30 protein-coding genes, 1 pseudogene and 1 riboswitch are annotated in these 21058 nt (G+C 34.7%); of the genes and pseudogenes, 25 read left to right on the top strand and 6 right to left on the bottom strand.

The window, feature by feature from the left end:
* From ACQKN4_RS18250 to ACQKN4_RS18285, 8 genes are all read left to right on the top strand, one after another.
* Positions 1–2286, top strand: a complete 2286-nt coding sequence (locus ACQKN4_RS18250) for a phage tail protein (protein ID WP_427484441.1) — start codon at positions 1–3, stop codon at positions 2284–2286.
* Between the two features lie 8 nt (positions 2287–2294).
* Positions 2295–2651 (top strand): hypothetical protein, encoded by a 357-nt coding sequence (locus ACQKN4_RS18255; RefSeq protein WP_427484442.1) that lies wholly within the window; start codon positions 2295–2297, stop codon positions 2649–2651.
* Positions 2648–2806, top strand: coding sequence for a hypothetical protein (locus ACQKN4_RS18260; RefSeq protein WP_427484443.1), 159 nt, complete (start codon positions 2648–2650; stop codon positions 2804–2806). The genes ACQKN4_RS18255 and ACQKN4_RS18260 overlap by 4 nt, the downstream gene beginning before the upstream one ends.
* A 121-nt stretch (positions 2807–2927) precedes the next feature.
* Entirely contained in the window at positions 2928–3563 is a 636-nt protein-coding gene (locus ACQKN4_RS18265) for a hypothetical protein (protein WP_427484444.1), read from the top strand.
* A 69-nt stretch (positions 3564–3632) separates the two neighbouring features.
* Positions 3633–4037: a phage holin family protein gene (locus ACQKN4_RS18270; RefSeq protein ID WP_427484445.1), complete on the top strand. Its 405-nt coding sequence runs from the start codon at positions 3633–3635 to the stop codon at positions 4035–4037.
* Positions 4034–4750 carry an N-acetylmuramoyl-L-alanine amidase gene (locus ACQKN4_RS18275; protein ID WP_427484446.1) on the top strand — a complete coding sequence of 239 codons (717 nt, stop codon included), beginning with the start codon at positions 4034–4036 and terminating at the stop codon, positions 4748–4750. The genes ACQKN4_RS18270 and ACQKN4_RS18275 overlap by 4 nt, the downstream gene beginning before the upstream one ends.
* A 131-nt stretch (positions 4751–4881) precedes the next feature.
* Positions 4882–5361, top strand: a complete 480-nt coding sequence (locus ACQKN4_RS18280) for a PH domain-containing protein (RefSeq protein ID WP_427484447.1) — start codon at positions 4882–4884, stop codon at positions 5359–5361.
* 175 nt (positions 5362–5536) lie between these two features.
* Positions 5537–5974, top strand: coding sequence for a hypothetical protein (locus ACQKN4_RS18285; RefSeq protein ID WP_427484448.1), 438 nt, complete (start codon positions 5537–5539; stop codon positions 5972–5974).
* A gap of 236 nt (positions 5975–6210) precedes the next feature.
* Here the strand turns inward: ACQKN4_RS18285 and ACQKN4_RS18290 are convergent, their stop codons facing one another.
* The 5 genes from ACQKN4_RS18290 to ACQKN4_RS18310 form a co-directional block, all read right to left on the bottom strand.
* Positions 6211–6450, bottom strand: coding sequence for a DNA-binding protein (locus tag ACQKN4_RS18290; protein WP_427484449.1), 240 nt, complete (start codon positions 6448–6450; stop codon positions 6211–6213).
* 254 nt (positions 6451–6704) lie between these two features.
* Positions 6705–6854, bottom strand: coding sequence for a hypothetical protein (locus ACQKN4_RS18295; RefSeq protein ID WP_427484450.1), 150 nt, complete (start codon positions 6852–6854; stop codon positions 6705–6707).
* Positions 6855–6986: 132 nt separating this feature from the next.
* Complete coding sequence (locus tag ACQKN4_RS18300) at positions 6987–7529, bottom strand: hypothetical protein (RefSeq protein WP_427484451.1); 543 nt, start codon at positions 7527–7529, stop codon at positions 6987–6989.
* 119 nt (positions 7530–7648) lie between these two features.
* A complete protein-coding gene (locus ACQKN4_RS18305; RefSeq protein ID WP_427484452.1) occupies positions 7649–8422 on the bottom strand; it encodes a hypothetical protein in 774 nt (257 codons plus the stop codon).
* A 57-nt stretch (positions 8423–8479) separates the two neighbouring features.
* Positions 8480–8689, bottom strand: a complete 210-nt coding sequence (locus ACQKN4_RS18310) for a helix-turn-helix domain-containing protein (RefSeq protein ID WP_427484453.1) — start codon at positions 8687–8689, stop codon at positions 8480–8482.
* Positions 8690–8855: 166 nt separating this feature from the next.
* Here ACQKN4_RS18310 and ACQKN4_RS18315 point away from each other — a divergent pair, with 166 nt between their 5' ends.
* The 17 genes from ACQKN4_RS18315 (at position 8856) to ACQKN4_RS18395 (ending at position 20402) form a co-directional block, all read left to right on the top strand.
* On the top strand, positions 8856–9746 hold the full coding sequence (locus tag ACQKN4_RS18315) for a helix-turn-helix domain-containing protein (protein WP_427484454.1): 891 nt from the start codon (positions 8856–8858) through the stop codon (positions 9744–9746).
* Between the two features lie 133 nt (positions 9747–9879).
* Positions 9880–11043: a hypothetical protein gene (locus ACQKN4_RS18320; RefSeq protein ID WP_427484455.1), complete on the top strand. Its 1164-nt coding sequence runs from the start codon at positions 9880–9882 to the stop codon at positions 11041–11043.
* A gap of 168 nt (positions 11044–11211) precedes the next feature.
* Complete coding sequence (locus ACQKN4_RS18325; protein ID WP_427484456.1) at positions 11212–11427, top strand: DUF1659 domain-containing protein; 216 nt, start codon at positions 11212–11214, stop codon at positions 11425–11427.
* A gap of 12 nt (positions 11428–11439) precedes the next feature.
* Entirely contained in the window at positions 11440–11664 is a 225-nt protein-coding gene (locus tag ACQKN4_RS18330; protein WP_079560132.1) for a DUF2922 domain-containing protein, read from the top strand.
* A gap of 87 nt (positions 11665–11751) precedes the next feature.
* Entirely contained in the window at positions 11752–11874 is a 123-nt protein-coding gene (locus ACQKN4_RS18335; RefSeq protein ID WP_082337366.1) for a YvrJ family protein, read from the top strand.
* A gap of 104 nt (positions 11875–11978) precedes the next feature.
* The gene (locus tag ACQKN4_RS18340; RefSeq protein WP_427484457.1) at positions 11979–12587 is read left to right on the top strand and encodes an SCO family protein; all 609 of its coding nucleotides are present in this window, start codon (positions 11979–11981) and stop codon (positions 12585–12587) included.
* Positions 12588–12692: 105 nt separating this feature from the next.
* Positions 12693–12839, top strand: a complete 147-nt coding sequence (locus tag ACQKN4_RS18345) for an RNA polymerase sigma factor (RefSeq protein ID WP_240518192.1) — start codon at positions 12693–12695, stop codon at positions 12837–12839.
* A gap of 39 nt (positions 12840–12878) precedes the next feature.
* On the top strand, positions 12879–13028 hold the full coding sequence (locus ACQKN4_RS18350) for a hypothetical protein (RefSeq protein WP_427484458.1): 150 nt from the start codon (positions 12879–12881) through the stop codon (positions 13026–13028).
* A 29-nt stretch (positions 13029–13057) separates the two neighbouring features.
* The gene (locus ACQKN4_RS18355; RefSeq protein ID WP_427484459.1) at positions 13058–13210 is read left to right on the top strand and encodes an RNA polymerase sigma factor; all 153 of its coding nucleotides are present in this window, start codon (positions 13058–13060) and stop codon (positions 13208–13210) included.
* Positions 13203–13586: a hypothetical protein gene (locus ACQKN4_RS18360; RefSeq protein ID WP_427484460.1), complete on the top strand. Its 384-nt coding sequence runs from the start codon at positions 13203–13205 to the stop codon at positions 13584–13586. Before ACQKN4_RS18355 ends, ACQKN4_RS18360 begins: the two co-directional genes overlap by 8 nt.
* Entirely contained in the window at positions 13574–14110 is a 537-nt protein-coding gene (locus ACQKN4_RS18365) for a hypothetical protein (protein WP_427484461.1), read from the top strand. The genes ACQKN4_RS18360 and ACQKN4_RS18365 overlap by 13 nt, the downstream gene beginning before the upstream one ends.
* Positions 14111–14282: 172 nt before the next feature.
* Positions 14283–14819 carry a DUF1572 family protein gene (locus tag ACQKN4_RS18370; protein ID WP_427484462.1) on the top strand — a complete coding sequence of 179 codons (537 nt, stop codon included), beginning with the start codon at positions 14283–14285 and terminating at the stop codon, positions 14817–14819.
* A 143-nt stretch (positions 14820–14962) separates the two neighbouring features.
* Positions 14963–15157, top strand: a riboswitch (cobalamin riboswitch).
* Positions 15158–15359: 202 nt separating this feature from the next.
* On the top strand, positions 15360–16967 hold the full coding sequence (gene nikA, locus ACQKN4_RS18375; protein ID WP_427484463.1) for a nickel ABC transporter substrate-binding protein: 1608 nt from the start codon (positions 15360–15362) through the stop codon (positions 16965–16967).
* 48 nt (positions 16968–17015) lie between these two features.
* Entirely contained in the window at positions 17016–17993 is a 978-nt protein-coding gene (gene nikB, locus ACQKN4_RS18380; RefSeq protein WP_427484464.1) for a nickel ABC transporter permease, read from the top strand.
* 1 nt (position 17994) lies between these two features.
* Complete coding sequence (locus ACQKN4_RS18385; RefSeq protein ID WP_240518195.1) at positions 17995–18804, top strand: ABC transporter permease subunit; 810 nt, start codon at positions 17995–17997, stop codon at positions 18802–18804.
* Positions 18805–18815: 11 nt separating this feature from the next.
* A complete protein-coding gene (locus ACQKN4_RS18390; protein ID WP_427484465.1) occupies positions 18816–19592 on the top strand; it encodes an ABC transporter ATP-binding protein in 777 nt (258 codons plus the stop codon).
* A 12-nt stretch (positions 19593–19604) separates the two neighbouring features.
* On the top strand, positions 19605–20402 hold the full coding sequence (locus ACQKN4_RS18395) for an ABC transporter ATP-binding protein (protein ID WP_427484466.1): 798 nt from the start codon (positions 19605–19607) through the stop codon (positions 20400–20402).
* Positions 20403–20469: 67 nt separating this feature from the next.
* Here ACQKN4_RS18395 and ACQKN4_RS18400 read toward each other — a convergent pair.
* Positions 20470–21024: pseudogene (locus tag ACQKN4_RS18400) on the bottom strand (delta-aminolevulinic acid dehydratase).
* Positions 21025–21058 lie beyond the last annotated feature (34 nt).

Consider the following 21058-nt stretch of genomic DNA (forward strand, 5'->3'; position numbering starts at 1 on the left):
TTGAGTGAAAGATTTGACACAATACTTACAAACGCTGGTTTAGCTGCCATTGCAAATGCCTCGATTACTCAAAAACAAGTAAACTTTGCGAAATTAGGTGTAGGTGATAGTAATGGTGCCTACTACACACCAACACAAGAAGCTACAGCACTACGCAATCAAGTGTGGATTGGTAATGCATCATCTGTAACAACCGATCCGAACAATCCTAATTGGATTGTTGTTAAAGCCGTCATACCTGGAACGGTTGGTGGTTTTGAAATTCGAGAAATTGGTATTTTTGATGAGAATAATGTTTTGTTAGCAATCGGGAAATTACCAGTGACATACAAGCCTATTTTTTCGGAAGGTAGTACCAAAGAGCTCACTATTAAAGCTATCTTTGAAGTGACTAATACAAGTGCTGTCACATTGAAAATAGATACTTCAGTTATATATGCAAGTGAAAAATATGTTGATGAAAAGGTTCAGATTGTCAGTGGAAATCTGAATACACTTCAAAAGTCAGTTACTGAACATGTTTCTGACATATCCCAGCATACGTATCATGCTCTTGATACTGGTACTGCTAACGCTAAGGTTGTTACAATCCCTACAGCACTCGCATCATATGTGGCTGGTTTAACGATTCGATTAGAAAACAAAGTGTTGAACACGGGTGCTGTTACGATTAATGTGAACGGTCTTGGTGTGAAGAATGTCGTGAAGTCTGATGGATCAGCTATAAATTCTGGTGATATGAAAGCAGGAGGAGTTTATACAATCAGCTACTCTGGTGCACTTGGAAATTTTACTTTACAGGGTAGTGGAGGCGGTGTCTCTACCCCTGCATACTGGGGTAATGGTGCTGATGGCTTGCTTGATACTGATACGAGCACTAGGACTTGGTTAAAGTCTCCGTCAAATACAATTCAGTCAGTTGAACCTAGTACTCCTATTGGAACGACTCTTTGGACTTGGACTGCTAACAAAGCTGTTGGTGTAGACCAGTTTAAATTCCGTTATTATAAAGAGTATGGCTATCTTAGTATTAGCTTAGCTGTTGAATCCAGTATGGACAACAATAACTGGACTCGCCACATGACATTTGATGCTAGTAGTAATTCTAACAACATGGTTTGTAACATGAACAATATCTACTGTAAATATATTCGTATTGTCCTTGCTAGGAAAGACGGCAGCACTGTTGGTACAAAGGTCACTCTTGATACGGATTCTGTTGTTGAAACTCCAACAATTCGTCGCTTTGCTGATACCTATAGTGGCGCTTGCATCAAGCAATACACTGACTTCACTCTTCCGTCTGGTCACATTCTTGGAACATATGGGGCTGTGAACGGTCTTGTTATCATGTCTCAAGGTGATATAACGCTTAATGGAACTATTGATATGAATCAAAAGGGTGGTGACTCTGCTGTTTCTTATCCACTCTCAAAAGTGTTCCCTTCCCACCCAAGTTCCAACATCCATGAAGTTCTCGGTGTTATCGGAGAGTTAAAGGCTGGTCATGGTGGGAATGGTGGCTATGGCGGGGGTACTACTAATACGTATGGTAACCTTAGAGCTACTGGCGGTAATGGTGATGTTAACCCTACTACTTGTGGTGGATTCGGTGGCGGTGGTGGCGGTGGTGCTATAAACCACGCACCAGGAGGAAATGGTGGTAGTGCTGGTAAGTCCTATGTTGATTCGTATGGACCTGAGTACATGATTGCCAATAAAGGCTCATCATATGGTGTCAATGGCATGTTGTCCCGCGGTGGTAATGGCTCAGCTAGTGATGCGTCATCAGTTGATTACTCTCCTCGTTCATACGCTAAACAAGGTCCTGGCGGTCTTAGTCGTGGAGCAGGTGGCGGTGGTGGCGGTGGTGCTATAACTGATACTACGAATAACAATGGCGCTGATGGTGGGGCTGGTGGGGTTGGTCAAGGGGCTGGTGGGTTTGTTCTTCTTATCGCTAAAGGTAAGATTACAATGGGCTCTGGTTCTCGAATTGAGGTTCAAGGCGGGGCTGGTGGTAATGGTGGTTCAGCTAACAGTTATGGGACATATACCATCGGTGCTTCTGGCGGAGGCGGTGGTGGAGGGGCCGGTGGAGGAACAGTTCTTCTACTATATGGTGATTCGTACTCTAATAATGGCGGTGGCTTCTCATTATCTGGCGGTACCGGTGGCTCTGGTGGTTACCCTGTGAACTCCTCTAGCTCTCCGGGCATTGAATATGGCGGTTCTGGAACATCTGGGACAGCTGGACAATTCTTAGTTAGAAAGGTTGGTACATGATGAAAGCTTTGTATATATATAACGAACATGATAGAACTGAGTTGGAAGCTCTTGAGCGAGCTGTAGAGGAGATGGGGAATTACATTACTCTCGTTGAATACAGCTCAATCAGAGGTTTACTACCTATTAGAGCTACTCCGGCACTGATTATTCTGCGTGAAGATATGCAGGGTGAACATATGCTTGAAGATGGTTCTGATGGAAAGATGCGCATCACAGCAGAGATGCACAAAGCAATGGAAGAAGAGGAATTGAATCTATTCCAAGCTGAAACTCATCGCATTGATAACTTCGTTAATAAAGAAGTTACTTCCAATGTCGATGGGGCAGTTTTAGATATTATGATGCGAGGAGGAACTGTATGAGTCCTTTTATTGAATCTTTAAAACGCTTAACTAAAGCAGAAAAATTAACAATAGCTCAAGTTGAAAATCTAGTGACAAATGGAATTATTACTCGAGAAGAGTATGAGTACATTAATCCACCTGTAAAACAAGTGGGAGATACACATGACAGTTAATCTTAACAAAATCCAAGCAACTAAGTAAACGCAGCATAAGCTAGCGTTATTTTTTATGCCTAAAGTTGCAGGGAATCCTTTCCTTTTGTCGAACTATGTTAAGGGAAGGGTGATTAACTAAGTGAACAATATAAGTGATATGCGAAAACTTGAGATATTAAATAAAGTGACTTTTTATTTACTAATAATTTACCTTATTTTATTTGTATTAATTTCTGTTGAAGGGATAGATAAACTATACATTCCGTTTGGGGTTACCATCAGCCTAATTCTGATGGTAGCTTTAATAGGAGAGTACAAAAAAAGAAAATTTATGAGATTGACTGAAAAACTGGAAATTAATAAAAAGGCGTCATTTTTTGTAATTACAACAGATGGAGTTAATTACGAATTAAATCAAAAAATTAAAAAAGAAAAAAGAAAAAAACGAGTGAATGCTATTTATCTTGTAAGATGTATATTTAAAAGATACGATGATAAGCCTTGCTTACCACCAGAGGTAAATAAATTGATATTGAAAGATTTATTAACAATTTCAAAGTGGTTAAAGCAAAGAGGTGATATAGACTTAATTACTTTTACCCATGGTGATATGCATAAAATTTTGAGCCGAAATTTTATATTAGAGCCAGTTTCTTCAGTAAAAAAAATTTCATGTTTGAGATGGTGTGCTATAACTTTAGAAAGTAGGGGACTTTTATTAGAGAAGCCGAATGACTATCGTTATTACAAACTTACAGTAAAAAATAAAAATTAATATGTGCTTGAAAAGCCTTCTACAGTTTATTGTATAGGGCTTTTATATTGTGAAAAGGGAAGTGTTCTAATGGAAAAATGGGTTGCTGCAGTAAGTGGAGCAATTGGCACGTTGGTTTCATATTCGGTTGACGGTTTAGGAATGGCTGTGACTGTTTTAATCGGCTTTATGGCTATAGATTATGCAACTGGCATTATGAGTGGAGTTGTTAATCAAAACTTGAACAGTCGGGTAGGCTTCAACGGCATCATACGAAAAATTTATTACTTAATGCTAGTCGGATCAGTGTATTTACTGTCGCTAGTAATTCCAGGTATCGAGTACGCAGGTGATGGGGCGGCCATTGCATTCTGTGTACTCGAATTTATTTCTATCACAGAAAACGGTACAAAGATGGGCTTACCAATGCCGGACTTTATTAAAAATATTTTATCGATCGTAAAGGATAAATCAGGAGAGGGTGAAGTGAAATGACAAAAAGATACGTAGGATCCAGTGGTCACGGATTGAAAATCAGAGGTGCAAAACATCTCATTGATGAAGTAGATGAGGCGCGTAAAGTAACAAATGAGGTACATCGTATCTTAACAATACAATACAATGGTTCTGGTTCAGTGTTCCATGATGATACATCGACTACACAAAATCAAAATCTCCAAACCATCGTAAATTATCACAATAAACAAGTACGAGAACTAGACTGGAGCATTCATTTTAATGCTGCAAGTGTTACTGATGCTCCGCGTGGAGTAGAGGTATTGTATTACGATATGAAGGATTTATCAGCTAAAGTAAGTGCTACAATTTCAAAAGCATCGGGACTTAAAGACCGCGGTCCTAAACAACGCACTGAGCTGTATTTCCTTAAAAACACTTATAAACCTGCTATCCTAATTGAAGTATGCTTTGTAGACAGCGAAGCCGACGTTGCTCTGTATCATAAAAATTTCAACGCTATTTGCGCTGCCATCGCAGAGGTTTTAGCTGCTCATTTAGGATATACGATAAAAAAAGAAGAAGTAAAAGAAGCGCAAGCTAAAGTAATGTTAAATGATAGTAAATCCATTCCTGCTATGATTATAGATGGTAGGACGCATGTTCAAGTGCGTGAGATAGCCGCGTTATTAGGACTGAAGCTAGTCTATAACGATGAGAGCAAAATAACAAAATTGTATGAAGTAAAATAAATCAGCCATGTAATTCAAATGCCCAGGTACTCAATTAATTTTGAGCCTGGGCATTTTTTGCTTTATAATATTGGTATATTTAGTAATTCAAAGTATACTTTATGTTAATACATATTAGGAGCGAGGAAGCTATGGTTAAAGCTTTAAATTGTCCAAACTGTGCAGCAACATTTGATCCAGAGGAAAATGTTTGCGAGTACTGTGGTAGTTATATTATTACGTCAAAGTCGAAACAAATCACTTATGATTCTAATGATTTTAAGCTAGCAAATAAAAAAATCTTTTTCAATGAGATTGAAATGAATACAAATGAATTTCCGATACGCACAGGTTTAGGGAATATGTATTACAGTTTAACCAAATCTGATGGAGGTCGTTTGTTGTTAACAAATCAACGGTTGATATTTTGCGCCCATGCTATAAATCTAAATCCTAATTTATATTGGGAAGTTAGTTTGGAGGATGTAGATCGAGTTGAACTTGGATTAAATCTTTTCATTACACAAAGAATTCATGTTATTGATGATGGAGAGAATGAAACAATCTTTGTTGTATATGGTGGGAAAAATTGGATAAGTGAATTAGAACATGTTTTACACAAAATGGGGTAGCATCAGAAAAATACAGATTTACAACGCTAAGTGAAAAATCTTCCAAAATGACACTTTTGTAGCATTTTTAATAACGAGCAAATTAAGTAGAAAATAAACAATTATCAGATTTTCCTTTTAAGTTAATATATGTTATTATTACCGGGATATATTAATTAGATAAGGAGTAAATCTTATGCTTAAAAAATCATTTTTTATACCTTTGCTTATGTTTATGAGTATTTTAATGACTGGTTGTGCTGAGGAATTAACGGAAGAAAAATTACTAGATTTTCGGGAAACTCTAGTAACAATTAACAATGATATGTATACTAATTTTGAAGAACTTTATACATACGATGGGGACTATGACAAAAAATATCGAGAACAAGTAGATTTATATCTCGAAAAACATCAAAATAATATTGAAAAAATCAAAGAATTTAAGAAAATGAAACTACCTAAAGAACTTAAAGATTCTTCAAGTGAATTTAAAGAGACAATAGAAGAAGTCTTAGCAACAACAGAAATCCACGAAAATTATTTAAAAGATATAAAAAAAGTAAAGAATTCGGAAAAAGCAGTAAAAATTAATGAAGAACATAGAGATTTTATGGAACGCCAATATAATTAATATACATTTTTTACACCTAAAAGCGTTCCCAAATGCAAGTTTGGAAATACATCTTTTTATACAGACAGCGTAAACGTTGATGACTTGTTTGATCTGTTCTTCACTTTGCATAAAATCGTGTATATTTCTTAACGTTGTAAATCGCATAAGTTTGACGGGACCAAAAAATAAAATAAAATTTCGAAATAGAATAGACCAGGCGCTCAATTGAAAGTGAGTACCTGGTCATTTTTTGTTTATTCATCATACGGTCTAAACTTTTTACGTAGTGATTCAAGTTCATCTTTTTTCTCAAATAACATGCTTTTTAAAAACATTTTTGGTTGTTCTTTAGCTGCTATTAACTTTCCGTCTTTTACTAATTTACCGAGACGAACTTTAGATATTTCCAATATCTCAGCTGCTTCAGCTGCAGAAACCAATTCCGCATTTAGAAATTCAAGAAGTTCCTCAGTTGATCCAAATGTGTATTCCATTTACCTCACCTCGCTTTAAACATAAACAGAATAAGTCTTGTGATGTGAATTAAGATTGTGATTCCGTACAGTGCAATTAATACATAATCTAAAGTTGATGGATTCTGAAAATCAACGTATACCGTTATTATGATTGTACTGGCAATTAATAAAGCAATGTTTGTGTAACCGAATTTTTGAAGCAATTTTTTCATACATGTAAGTGGATGTGATATAATTTGATTGAGAAGGAGGGGGTTAACCTCCTTCCAGTGTTACTTGCGACGTTTCTTCTTGGTAGGGGAGCGTCGCTTTTTCTTTTTTCCTTGTGTCATGTCGTAGATGTCTTTAAAGCCTGATGTGATAGCTTTGAATGTTGTTGCGACAAGTGCGACTGTTGCAAGGATTTTTTCAAATTCATCCACTCTAGTTCACCTCCTTTCTATACTCTTATTATACTATACCTATTAAATAAAGTAAATAGCTATATGTAAATTATTTTACTATTTTGCTAAAAATTTTCATAAAAAAAGCCACTCGTTTGAGTGACTAAATTATTACTTTAACTTTTCAGTTATGGTTGCTACCGGGAAATAATTCATACCGAGTTCATTTGATTCTTTTTCAGAGATATCCATAGATACTGTTCCAACACCGACATATTCAATCGTTAATGTGTTCCAACCTTCTTCTTCTAGTAGTGCATCGGATACGCTACTGTAACTAGTCACAGCCATGTTTTCTAGTGGTAAATTGAATTTATTAGGCCCTAAGTTTATTACTGCTTTAATCTCACCATTTTCGATAGTTAAACTAACTAATTTATCATTCTCACTAAGCCAATCTTCGAATATTTCTTTCGCTTCATTTACCGTAATTTCTTTCTCTGCTAAGTCTCCAGCCTTTTCCTCAACTTCTTTAGCTTTTCGTTCTTCCTCTTCTTTAGCCTTTAACTCAGCTTCTTTGTTAGCTTGTTCAACCTCTTTTTCTTTTGCTTTATCTAATTCTTCCTGAGCCTTATCTGTTTCTTCAACTTTTTCTTCACCACATGCAGCAAGTAGTAATGCTGACATAGCTCCTATGTAGAATAATTTTTTCATTTCAAAATCCTCCCTTACATTTCCAATTACCATTCTAGAAAATTTGGAGGGAAAAGTACATATAAAAAAACAGACAACTGTAATTAGTTATCTGTTCTTAAAAAATAATAGGAAATAAATTACCTAATTCTAATTAAGTTAAAGTTTTTAGTGTGAAAAGAATGCCAGCTTGATGGATGAGAACATTCATAAATAGGTGATATATTAGAATTATTGATTAAAAAATTAGTAATTTCTGATTTGAGATTTGTTGTACAAGCATTAATAATTAGATCAATATTATTAAAGTTATTAACTTTTTCTGAAAACTTCCGCTGATAATTCTCTGAATGCCAAATAGTCCTCCACACTTGATCTCTTACATCATCATCTTTAGTACCGTTTGTCAAATATGCTAAAGAGGTTTGGAATGGAACGGGATTTACAATTAAAATATTTAAACTTGTTTGCTGTGTGAAAAAATCAGACTGATTTTTTATTAATTTTAATAATTTTAGTAAATAAGTTTCTATGTTTATTCCTGTAGTACCCTGTGCTGGTGCTATAGGAATAAAGTTGGAATCGTACTCATCTGTATGTGGAGATTCCAAAATGATAATTATACTTCTTTCGAAATTGTTTGATATTAAGCTTTCGTTATAAAATCCAATGGTTCCTATATTTCCTATAAGAGTTTGCAAATTATTATCTACACTATATCGTAAAGTATTTGGAACTTCTTTATTGCTAGCAAAAAAAGCAGCTAGTATTTTTTTTTGATTAATATTGTAATACTTTAATAGTTTTAAATTTTTTTTCACACTATCATTCAAAGTTGATAAAAATTCATTCGAACATATTATTTTATTTTCATTTTTGTTATATTGGATTGTTAAAATCTCTTTTTGTTCCATTTAAACATCTCCATTTATTATGGATAAAGTATTTTAGAACTTTGTGGGTTATAATGGTTATATTTTCCTTCCATCTTTTAACACAAAATTCGCCTCGTATTCCACATCTAAAACTTCTGCAATTTGATTCAATTCTTTCTCGCTGAAATTATCACGTTTCAACTTATTTGAAAGGTTAGGCTGTGAAGTACCGATTTTTTCAGCAAGTTCAGAAAGTGTTATGTCTTTTTCAACCATAAGCATTTTAATTTTTTTTGCCATTCCCATAAAATCACCTTCTTTCGTTTGTCTTCTTATAACTATAATACATCATTTGATAATTAAAAATAAATAAATTATCACTAAAAAGTTATAAAAATCTTTACATTATAATTTTAGTGTTATATATTATCATTAATTAGTTATATAAAATAACGGAAGTGTGGTGAGAACGATGGCATTTGAATATTTAGAACAATACATAACATTCAACTCAGTAACAGAAATGGATAAGAGTGTGGAAGATCACATGGATGCTCATTATTACGAATTAACAGAATCAGAAAGAGTTATCGTTTTCAAGTTAGCTTCACACAGCTTGGAGCATCCAGGAGTATGCCACCTTAAAGCAAGTACCATTGCTACAGCATTAGAGATTAGCACAAAGACAGTTTATCGTTCGATGAAAAAATTAGATGAGTTAGGAATCATTGAAAAGGTACCTGGCATTAAATTAAATGGCATCAAAGGGGCTAGTATTTATCGTATTTTACCTTATGTCCCATCGAGCGTGTCCCAACGAGAAACAGTCGATGAAGCTAGTAATGACGCTATTTGCCGTCCACAATCTGAGAATCAAGCATCTAAATCTTTTAATCTTTTAAGTTCTAAACAAGCAAATAATAATTTATGTGAATTAGAAAATGAATTGGCTTTGCAAGCTGAAAGGAAAAAAGAGTACATGAATGAGTATCAGCAAATGCTATTTGATTTCATGCACTCACTACCATTAGCAGATAACTTAAAAGATGAATTGCACAAAGTTGTATTAGCATCACAAGTAAATTCTGTGGAAGACTTCATCTCAGCTAAAAACGTGCTATTCAAAATTGCTATGGATATTAAAGAAGGTGTTCTGACAGTTGCGAGTACATTGAGAGCTGTATTCACAGGGGCAAATAACAAGGCTGTAGAGCGATCAAATAGTAAGTCTGTTAAATTACATTCTATTGAAGAAACACCTAATAAAGAACGTCCAGTGCCTTTCTACAATTGGTTAAAAGAACGTGATTGTAGTTCAGAAATATGTAATAGACCAAACTTAGCAAATTGGTTAGAATATTAATTGGAAAAATTTAAGAAAGAATAATATGGTTTTTTATTTGAAATTAAAAGAACATTATTATTTAATAAAATTTGGCTATATAGGATTATACAGGGATGAAAATCTAAAAAATAAGAAGGAGTATAGTATTTTTATGAGTAATGATATTTTGGATATAGTATTGGCTGAAAAAAAGAAAGAAGAAAAATACAAAAAGAGAAAAAGTATTATTAAGAGAATACTATTAGTAATTTTTCCGATATTAACGCCAATAATTGTAGTATTTTTTCTTTTTGTATTTACTCCTAAACAAGCTTGGTTTTCATATAAAGGAAAAGTAGATTCTATAACTATTTCAGATTTGAACACAGGTAACAGGGTTAAGATTACTTCTGATAAATTTCAAATTAGGGAAGGGAAAATAAATAATGTTGATCCAGTAGTAGTAAAATATAAAGACACTAAAATAACCTTGGAAGAAAATGAACTCATGATACAAATAGAAGATGATAGATTTCCGTATTTAAGTACAAATGTAGTTTATCCAAACATTGAATTTAGCAATATGTTAGAAATTCAATCAAGGGGGACCCATACTTTTGAAACAATATTTTTACAATCTGATAGTTATGGTTTGTTTAATAAGGATATAAGTGTACCCCAAATAAATATACTTTTTAAAAAAGGTTCCAGCTTTCCAATCAATTCTGATGAAATGAATAATCGCGATAGAGCTAATCTTAAAGACTTTATGATTTTTGATATGAAAATTAAAGATGAAACTAATATAAGTCTGGATCCAGATTTCGGATGGCAGGTTTATATTAAAGGAGAACTTGTTAAGGATATTCATGATTTAGAAATATTTAAAATTAACAAAGATAAATCTAATCTTAAATTTTTAGCTGAATTTAATAGTGGACTAGGAACTAGTTTTATCAAGGATTCAAAAAAAGTATACGATTTTTATTTAAGTGGTAGCAATAAAACAACATCATTCAATACTTCGGACGGTGTTATCAATTTAATAAAAACAGGAGAACCTCAAAAATTTGATATAAACAATACAAATATAGTGACTAGTAATACATCTACGCATCAAATTAGAACAGATATTACTTATAACCAAAATGATAATACAATAATAGGTAATATATTCGGCGAAGTTAATTACCTTACAATTGGAGGTTTTTCTCTGTTTCCTAACTTATCTCAATGGGTTCTAAATAATATATCAGCACTAATTACAACAATTCTAACTGCAATTATATCTGGATTTTTTAGTTTATATACAGCACGAAACTTAAGTAAAGAATAGTTTGCAACAAGTTTTTTACAGTTAAATTTGAAATATCTCGGAACCATACTAAACAAAGAGGCCACTCCCTGATGGGCGGTCTTTTTTCTATTATTTAACCCCTAATTTTCTCATGGTTTTATACCTATATATATATGTATATATTGTGTAAGAAAGGGGGTGACCTCCATGGCAAATGTCAATTTCGTAGGTGCTACACTGCGTTTAAAGTATGTCGCTGGACACGATGACCAAAACGAGCCTATGTTCACAACAAAAACGTACCGCAATTTGAACAGCACGCATATGGCAGACGATTTAGTAGCTGTCGCAAAGGCCATTGCAAGTCTATCTTCACACGCACTAGACAGCATTGTAAAACAAGAAACAACAGAATTATCCTAAGGAGGGAACGCTATGACACAAGTTTTAGAGCTGCAATTTGAAACAGCAGCAGGGAAAACGGCAACATTTGCGATTGATGCACCGAAGCCAAAGGTAACAGCGGAAGAAATTCAAAAGGTCATGCAAACGATCATCGCTAAAGATGTTTTTGAAGGACAAGCTGGCGCTCTAGTTACAATGACTGGGGCTCGTATCGTTGATCGTCAAGTAACAGAATTTGATTTAGAAATCGAATAACCAAGAAATGGTCTTTGCAGCATGTACTGCAAGGACCATTTTCAGCAATAGTAGTCTTATTCATCTAGCAGCGAAGGAGGGACTAACATGGAACAATGGTTAAACATGATATCGGATATCGGTTTTCCTATTTTAGTGTCGTTTTATTTACTGCACCGAGTAGAAGTGAAATTAGATGCCATTCATGATGCACTTGTTTCGTTAAAGTGAAATCGATTTCACAAAGATGTACGAAAGCTGTCACTTGAGTGTCCTTGTCAATAGTTACATCGTACGATAGGATGAGGATAGTGTAAGTGGGGAGCGTGTTAAAGATGAGAAATAAAATAATTGGGCTTGTTTTACTTTTTGCATTAGCAACTGTGCTGAGTGCGTGTGGAAATTCAAAGTTTAAAGCAGATTATAGTTTGGAAATACCAGATTTTGAACATGTCAATCAACGCGGAGAAAAAGTTTCCTTAGAGAGTTTAAAAGGAAAACCGTGGATAGGTATGTATATTTTCACGAATTGTACTTCAATTTGTCCACCAATGTCTTTTAATATGACGCAAGTTCAAGAGAAGCTGAAGAAAAAAGGTGTGGAAGATTATAATATTGTTGCGTTTTCAGTTGATCCTGACGTTGATAAACCAGAAGTATTAGCTGATTATTTGAAAAAATATAATGTTCCAGATCAATCAAAATGGAATCTACTTACTGGTTATTCACAAAAGTATATCGAGCAGTTCGCTGTAAAATCAACAAAAATAATCGTCAGAAATGATCCTAACAGCGATCAAGTCGTCCATGGGAATCAATTTTTCTTAGTTGATAAAGATGGCGTAATCGTAAAAATGTATTCAGGGTTTGCAGAGAATCCAGAGGATGTCCCTATTGACACGATTGTATCAGATATAGAAACATATATTGATGAAAATTTATAATGGCTCGAAGGAAACCGTCTCAATTAATGAAGAGACGGTTTTTTTGTTTAAATTTATTCTTTTATACTTGTAGCCTCGTTTATAGTGTAGAAGGAGGGAAAGATTTTGTCTGATACAGAATATTTAGAGCAACTAATGGAACTACATACAGAGCATTTATTTCGTATCGCATACTACTATACGAAAGATCTACAAATAGCTGAGGATATTGTTCAAGATGTGTTTATTAAATTTTATCATCATCAAAAGTAGTATGAAGAAAGAGAAGAGATGAGGGCGTACTTAGCACGCATGACCATTAATAAATGTAAGGATTATTTAAAGAGCTGGGCATATCGGAAAATTTCAGTTCAACACAAGCTTTTTTCTAAGCAAAAATCCGTTCTACAAGATACGCTTATTCAACAGGATGAACAAACGATTTTGATGAAGCCATTTTGAAATTACCGTTAAAGCTACGAGAACCCATTGTGTATTTTTATTTAGAGGGTATGACGATAAAAGAAATCGCTAAGCTACTCGAAATCCCTGAAGGTACAGTTAAATCACGTTTGAAAAAAGGGAAGGAATTATTAAAAATTGATCTTCATGATATTGAATGGGAGGTACTTTTCCATGGATAAGCATACAATGCATGTATTGAAGGATGTCTCAGCACATAAAGAAGCAATCATTCAAAAGGTTCAACAACAAATTCAGCAAGAGCCGTATCCATCAAAGCAACTTTGGCCGTATCGTGCATTAGCCGTCATGATGACATGCTCTATCTTACTATTTATTGCATGGCAAGCTTCGAAACCATTTGACCATTTAACGACAGAAATACTTCATGAAGAAGAAAAACAATCATTCACCGATTTATTTCAAATAGAAGTTGAAGGAACAGAGACAACGTTCAGTCAGTATCTTCAAATAGCAGATGAATTACATCACCGCGAAAATATAAAATTTTATGAACCGCTTCAAGGCTTCAAGGCTTCGAGGCAATGCAAGCAGTAGCGACTACTATGGGGGATGCTGTCCATCTAATAGACCCTAAAAATCTTCCGTTTAAATCAAATATACAGGAGGTCTATGCGGTAACATCAGAGATGCGAGACGGTAGCTTGCAAAAGCTATTTCAATTTACTTATAAAGAAAAGTCTCTTACTGGAGTGGATCGTCAATATATTAATTTTACGGTAACAAATGTGGATCATAATCCTTTAGTAAACTATAAATTTAAGGATAGTCAGGACTTTTCAGGGGAAATCAAGAATGTAGGTTTGAGTTTCATGAATCCTTTATATTTTCGAGCGATGACACCAGATAAAGGTTTCGCGTATTCATACTATTATTATGATGCGGCAGGCAAGCGCATTTATCAAATTAGTACAAGAGCCAATGAGTTTTATACGTATTATAATGGCTATGTATATCAAATAGGTTATCAATTAAATGGTGATCAACAAGAAGCACAAGAAAAAATGGTTGCTATTGCAAGGGAATTTATCCCCCACATAAATTCAGCGAATGCAAAGTAGTTAGGTGGAAGATAAGCTGCCTGTAAAAGCTCGATTGGTGAAGGCTAACAATCAGTGGTGATAAAGAACACCCTGTGAATATAGGTTTATTTTTGACAACAATTAGTTACCAAAATAGCACATCGTATTCTGTTTATATTAAAATAGTGGAAAAGGGACGGGGGGTTCAACAATGACGGTAGCGCAAACGTATATAAATGTTGTTCAAAAAAGATTTAGAAGTGTCAAAGAGCTAGGCGATAAAACACTCGACCAACTAGAAGAGGCCCAATTGCACTGGGCGTATAATGAAGATTCAAACAGTATTGCAGTGATTGTAAAACATATTAGTGGAAATATGATATCGAGATGGACGGACTTTTTAACGACAGATGGTGAGAAAGCAACGAGAAATCGAGATGATGAGTTTACGGATAGCCTTCAGACAAAAGAAGAGGTTATGAACGTATGGGAAAAGGGCTGGCAAGTATTTTTAGATGCGTTACAAGGTTTAACGGAAGCTGATTTACAAGGATTTGTAACGATAAGGGGAGAACGGCATTCTGTTATAGATGCGATCGAAAGACAAATGTCTCATTACTCTCAACATGTCGGTCAAATCGTTTACATCGCTAAGCAAATAAAGGGTTCTGAGTGGCAAACAATAAGTATTCCAAAGGGACAATCTCAGGCTTTTACAGAATCAATGTTAAAAAAACATCAACGATAGAAGTGTAGCCATCTCACTAGTGTGTGATGGCTTTTTTTGTGGAATAAATATTTATAACTATGTTTAAAAATCTCAAAACTTTATTATATTCAGAAAATAAAATTGACGTGTGTCTTTGCAGCGTGTTATGTTTAATACTAAATTTAATATGGTTCATTACAAGTTTGAGTGAAAAAAACTTTTTCACTTAATTTAAAGGAAAATGGGTGTAAATCCCATGCTGTCCCGCAGCTGTAAATGAGGAGTTTTGCTTCAAATACCACTGAGTAAGTACTTGGGAAGGTGAAGTAAAATGAAGATTCATAAGCCAGAATGCCTGCTTGTAGTAAGATTCATTGTAGATCTACGAAAGATAGGGAGATGGATGGAAGGCTTTTAATAATGAGTTTTTCTATCCTTATTCACGTGGAATAAGGATTTTTTTATGCATTTTTCTAATCATAGTCATGACGATTACTTTGAGTTTCAAGTTAGTAGTATGGTGGACAAACATACAGATATCAATTTTCTAACACCTAAGAAAAGACAGGAGCAATCATAATGATATTTTTTAAAAAATTATTACCTTTCATTCTAATACTGATGTTAACCATTTTAGCAGGCTGTTCAAGCTCGAGTGAAGGTAATGGAAGTAAAACCTCTAACGAAGAAAAAATGATAACAGTTGGCTGGCCGCTAGATATAGGGCCTTTAAATCCGCATACCTATTTACCAAACCAAATGACTGCACAAGCAATGGTGTATGAATCATTGGTAGAGTATAACGATGACGGAACAATATCGCCAAAATTAGCGGAGAGCTGGGAAATTTCTGACGATAAAACAGCGTACATATTTCATCTTAGACAAAATGTAAAATACTCTGATGGGACAGCCTTTAATGCTGATAATGTTATTCGCAATTTTAAAGCAGTTTTAGCAGATCGTGATACACACTCCTGGATGGGGATGGTGAATCATATTGTAGATGTAGTGAAAGAAGATGACTATACAATTCGTCTACAATTAGATGCGCCCTATTACCCTGTATTAAATGAACTGGCTTTTGTGCGACCATTCCGCTTCTTAGGGGATAACGGATTCCCTGAAGGAGATACAACTAATAAAGGTATTAATGCTCCGGTTGGAACAGGTCCATGGGTATTAACCGAATATAAAAAAGATCAATATGCACTCTTTAGCCGCAACGAACATTATTGGGGTGAAAAGCCACTAGTAGACAAAGTAAAAGTGAAAATTATACCTGATTCAGAATCTATTTCACTAGCATTTGAAAACGAAGAATTAGACTTAATTTATGGTCGAGGCATTATTAGCTTAGATAACTACACTTTCTTAAAAGATAGCGATCAATACAAAACGGCAGTATCTGAACCTTTATCTACACGTGCATTACTTTTTAATACTCAATCTGGTCCTTTAGCAGAATTAAAAGTACGTCAGGCTATTCAACACGCTGTTAATAAAGAACAAATGGTTGAAAGTATTACCCATGGTACAGAAAAAGTTGCCAATACACTGTTTTGGGACGCTATTCCATATGCCAATATTGATTTAAAACCAATACTATTTAATCCAGAAAAAGCCGAGCAGTTATTAGATGAAGCAGGTTGGACATTAAAAAGTGGTGATAAAAGCCGTTCCAAAAATGGGCAACCTCTTCAATTAGATTTAATCTATATTGCAACAGATGCTATCCAAAAACCAATGGCAGAGTTAATGCAAGGGGAATTAGCAAAAATAGGCGTCCAATTAAACCTTGAAGGTGCTGATGTAATGGTAGGGCTCCAAAAATTAATGGATAATCAAGTAGATATTAATTTCTGGCGCACAAATGGTCCACCAACAGACCCACACAGCTTCGCAAATGAATCAGCAACACCGAATGCAAATGGCGTTTATGAAGCGAAATTAGGCCTAGATAACGCAGCACAAATTGATGGCAAAATACATCAACTATTAATTGGTACAAATGAAGCGGAACGTGTGCAATTGTATAAAGATATTTTAACAATGTTCCATGACCAAGCATTATTTTATCCAATTTCATATGAAACGAATAACGTTATTTACCATAAACATATGAAAGATTTTAATCCTAGTGCATCTGAATACGATATTCCTTATGCTCAAATGGATTTAAAGTAAGAGAATGAGAAGAGAGTGGGTCTACTATGGCTCCTCTCTTTTTGCACTATGAAGACTTGGGAAGTGATGAAAGAAATGTACGAATCAACTTGGCTTTTTTGTCTAAAACGAGTGATTACATTACCATTTGTTTTGCTAGGGGTTTCGATAATGACCTTTTTATTTATTCGTTTTGTTCCAGTAGATCCAGCGGAGGTCATACTTAGACTGTCAGGAGTCGCCCCGACAGCAGAAGCAATACAGGCGCTACGATCGGAATTAGGCACTGATCAACCTTTGTCTATTCAATATTTTATATGGCTAAAAGGTGTGTTGTACTTCGATTTTGGTACATCATTTGTGAGTAAATTACCCGTTGCTCAAGAAATATTAGAGAAACTACCGGCAACTTTTGAATTAGCCCTAGCTGCATTTGTATGTATTATTTGCTTTAGTATTCCTCTAGGTATTATAAGTGCTCTTTATAAAAATTCCGTATTTGATAAGATAGTTGGCTTATTATCTATTATCAGTGTATCCATCCCAACTTTTTGGTTAGGCTTTTTTCTTTTATACTTATTCAGTTTGAAGCTAGGCATTTTCCCGACAAATGGTAAAGGGACTATTTTACATATGATTTTACCAGCCGTGGCTTTGGCATTACCAACTACTGGATTGTTTGTTCAAGCAATTCGTACAAGTGTCATAGAAGAATTACAAAAATATTATGTTCAGTATGCATATTTAAGAGGTTTAAAAAAAACTGTTATTCTCAGTCGACATGTCTTCAAAAATGCAGCTATACCGTTGACGACGATGCTTGGCATGACACTTGGAAATTTATTAGGCGGGGCAGTTATTGTAGAGCAAGTATTTAGCTGGCCAGGGTTAGGTCGCTACTTAATAGAATCAATTATTAATAGGGATTATCCTGTTGTGCAATGTTATGTTCTAATAATTGCTATCATCTATGTTTTTGCTAATTTATGTACTGATATATTGCATCGAGTTCTTGACCCTCGGCTAAATGGAGAGGGGGGAGAGTAGAGTGATTATATTACACAAAAATTTAAATGGTAAACAATTGACTAGTATAACACTTCTCACATTTATTGGGATATTGGGGCTTTTTGCGCCGTTTATCATGCCGCATGATCCTTTTTTGGTAGACGTCTCTAAAAAGTTTTTAGAACCATCATGGGCATATCCTCTCGGCACAGATCATTTAGGGCGATGTATACTTTCACGTATACTGTTAGGCATTCGCTATTCTTTGGGATCAGCTTTATTTATTCAATTAGTAGCAACCTTTTTCGCTATTTGGATAGGGGCAATAGTGGCTTTTAAAAGGGGGATAATTGATTTTTTATTTATTCGAATCTGTGATATTTTATTAGCTTTCCCTACGCTTGTTCTTGCTTTTGGACTTATAGGTATTTTGGGTCCAAGCTTAAGAAATCTATTATTGGCACTTATTTTTACTCAAACTATTTATTATTCAAGAATTTTAAGAGGCTTATTTATAAGCGTTCACGCAAAAGAATTTATAAAAGCTGCTAAAATTAGTGGAACCTCAGGAGTTAAGCTAATCCAACGCCATTTCGTGCCAAATATTATGGCACCGATGCTGACTATTATTTCTTTAGATTTAGGAAAAGTCATTCTAGAAATTGCTGGCTTCTCATTTATTGGATTAGGTGTTCAAGCTCCTACTCCTGAGTGGGGAATGATGATAAGTGAAGGTAAACAGTATATTCGACAACATCCTGAACTTATGCTTTATCCAGGTGTAGCAATAATCATTGTAGTTCTATTATTTAACCTCATATCTCGTCATAACAAGCAAGTTAATCATTGAAAGGAATAGTTATGGAAAGAAAAATCTTATTACAAGTCAAAGATTTAAATGTACAAATAGGAGAACAGGAAATCCTATCTTCTATTAATTTAACTGCAAATAAAGGACGCATATTAGGTATTATCGGTGAAAGTGGTAGTGGTAAGTCGATGTTATGTCAAGCAATTATGCAATCTATTCCAGCTGAAGCAAAATCGACGGGTCAAATTTTATATCAAGATATTGATTTAACATCTGTAACAAAAGAAAGATTGCGAGATTACCGAGGAAGGCACATGTCGATGATTACACAAAATCCTTTGGCAGCTTTTGATAGTATTCAAACAATAGAAATGCATTTTAGGGAAACATTAAAAGCACATTACGTCTTACATAAAAAAGAAATAAGACAGATAGCTATTTCCTCTATGAATAAAGTAAATTTACCTAATCCAGAAAAACTTTTGCAATATTATCCTTTCCAATTAAGTGGAGGGATGTTACAACGTGTAATGATTGCTCTTTCGTTTGCGATGCAACCTAAATTATATATAGCCGATGAGCCTACAACAGCTCTTGATACAGTCAATCAAAAGAAAATATTATCATTGTTCAATCAAATTCGAAATGACACCGATGCAGCGATTATTATCGTCACACATGATCTTGGTGTTATTGCTGAACTTGCTGATGAAGTTGCTATTATGTATAAGGGAGAACTTATCGAGCAGGCGAATGTCTTTGATTTTTTTGACGCGCCACAGCATTGGTATACAAAGAAACTTTTACAATCGAGAATCGATTTTTAGAGGAGGTAGTAAATGGCTCTATTAGAGGTGATGAATGTAGAGAAGTACTATCATCAGAGACAGTCATTTATACAAAAAAAACTAGAAATACCTGTATTACAACAAGTCACATTTTCACTTCAGGAAGGCGAATGCTTAGGAGTAGTCGGCCAAAGTGGCTCAGGAAAAAGTACTTTAGCTCGGATCATTTTGGGCATAGAGAATCCAACGAGTGGGATTGTACGATTTAATAATGTGAATTTATATCAAGCTAGCTCTAAAGAAAAGAAGGGGATTCGAAGAGATTTACAAGCTGTTTTTCAAAATAGCTTTAACTCCTTTAATCCAAAGCAAACTATTGCAGAGATAATAGAAGAACCACTTCTTAATTTCGAGAATTTTTCCAAAAGCGAAAGGCAACGTAAGGTCGAGGAGCTACTGAACTGTGTCGAGTTAGAAAGCAATATGGCAAATAAATATCCTTCACAGCTTAGTGGAGGTCAACAGCAACGCGTAAATATTGCGAGAGCAATTGCTATAAACCCAAAATTAATTGTGTTAGATGAGGCTATCAGTAGCCTTGATATGATATTGCAGAAAAATATATTGCAACTACTTCAATCACTACAAAAGCAACTGAAGTTATCTTATATTTTTATTTCTCATGATTTAAATGTAACACGCTTTATATCAGATAGAATACTAGTGATGCATAAAGGCCGACTTGTTGAGGAAATACACAAGGGCGATCCATTTAAACACCCCGCTTCACTCGAACTATTCAACGCTATTCTGCCTTTGCATCCCCGGGACAGACAAAAAACTTGTTAGCCTAAGGGATGATTTAAATAAATAAAAAATCGTAGCCAATTTTATAGCTACGATTTTTTGCTGTTAACTATGCAAAATAAAGCTGATACATCGAAGTCTCATCGTCAATAGATTTTGCGATTTCAAAGGCTTCTTGCTGTGTGCGCTCATTAGCAATGATTTCATACATAAATCTTATGAGAAACATTAAATTGTACTACCATCTATGTAATCATCCGGGGCCAAATAGGATTGACAACCGCTTTTTAAGAATGCAGTAGCTAGCTGCTTTTCACCTAAAGTACAGCCAGAGGCAATAACTTTCACATCTTTTAATGTACAGTAATTTAAGATCTCTTGTGGACCGAAATATTCACCTCTCGGTTCATTTAACTCATAAAAATCCTCACCTAGCTCTGTCATGCAAAAACGTCCTTCATCCCCATGGAAATTTAACATTAAATAATCTATTCGATCGTCTAAATCTTCCCCTGACAAAACATCAATTAAATCATTGAGTCTTCCAATTAAATGAAGAGTCACTCGTGCACCAAATGACTCAAGTAACAGAGCGTATTGCAAGCGATTCGATATCAGTTTCAGAGCCTACTACTAAACTAACGAATAAATTTGGTTTACTCATTTTCTACTATTCTCCTTTATTTTGGTTGCTGGTA

It is taken from the genome of Lysinibacillus sp. NPDC093692, from assembly GCF_050280125.1.
Lineage (GTDB): Bacteria > Bacillota > Bacilli > Bacillales_A > Planococcaceae > Lysinibacillus.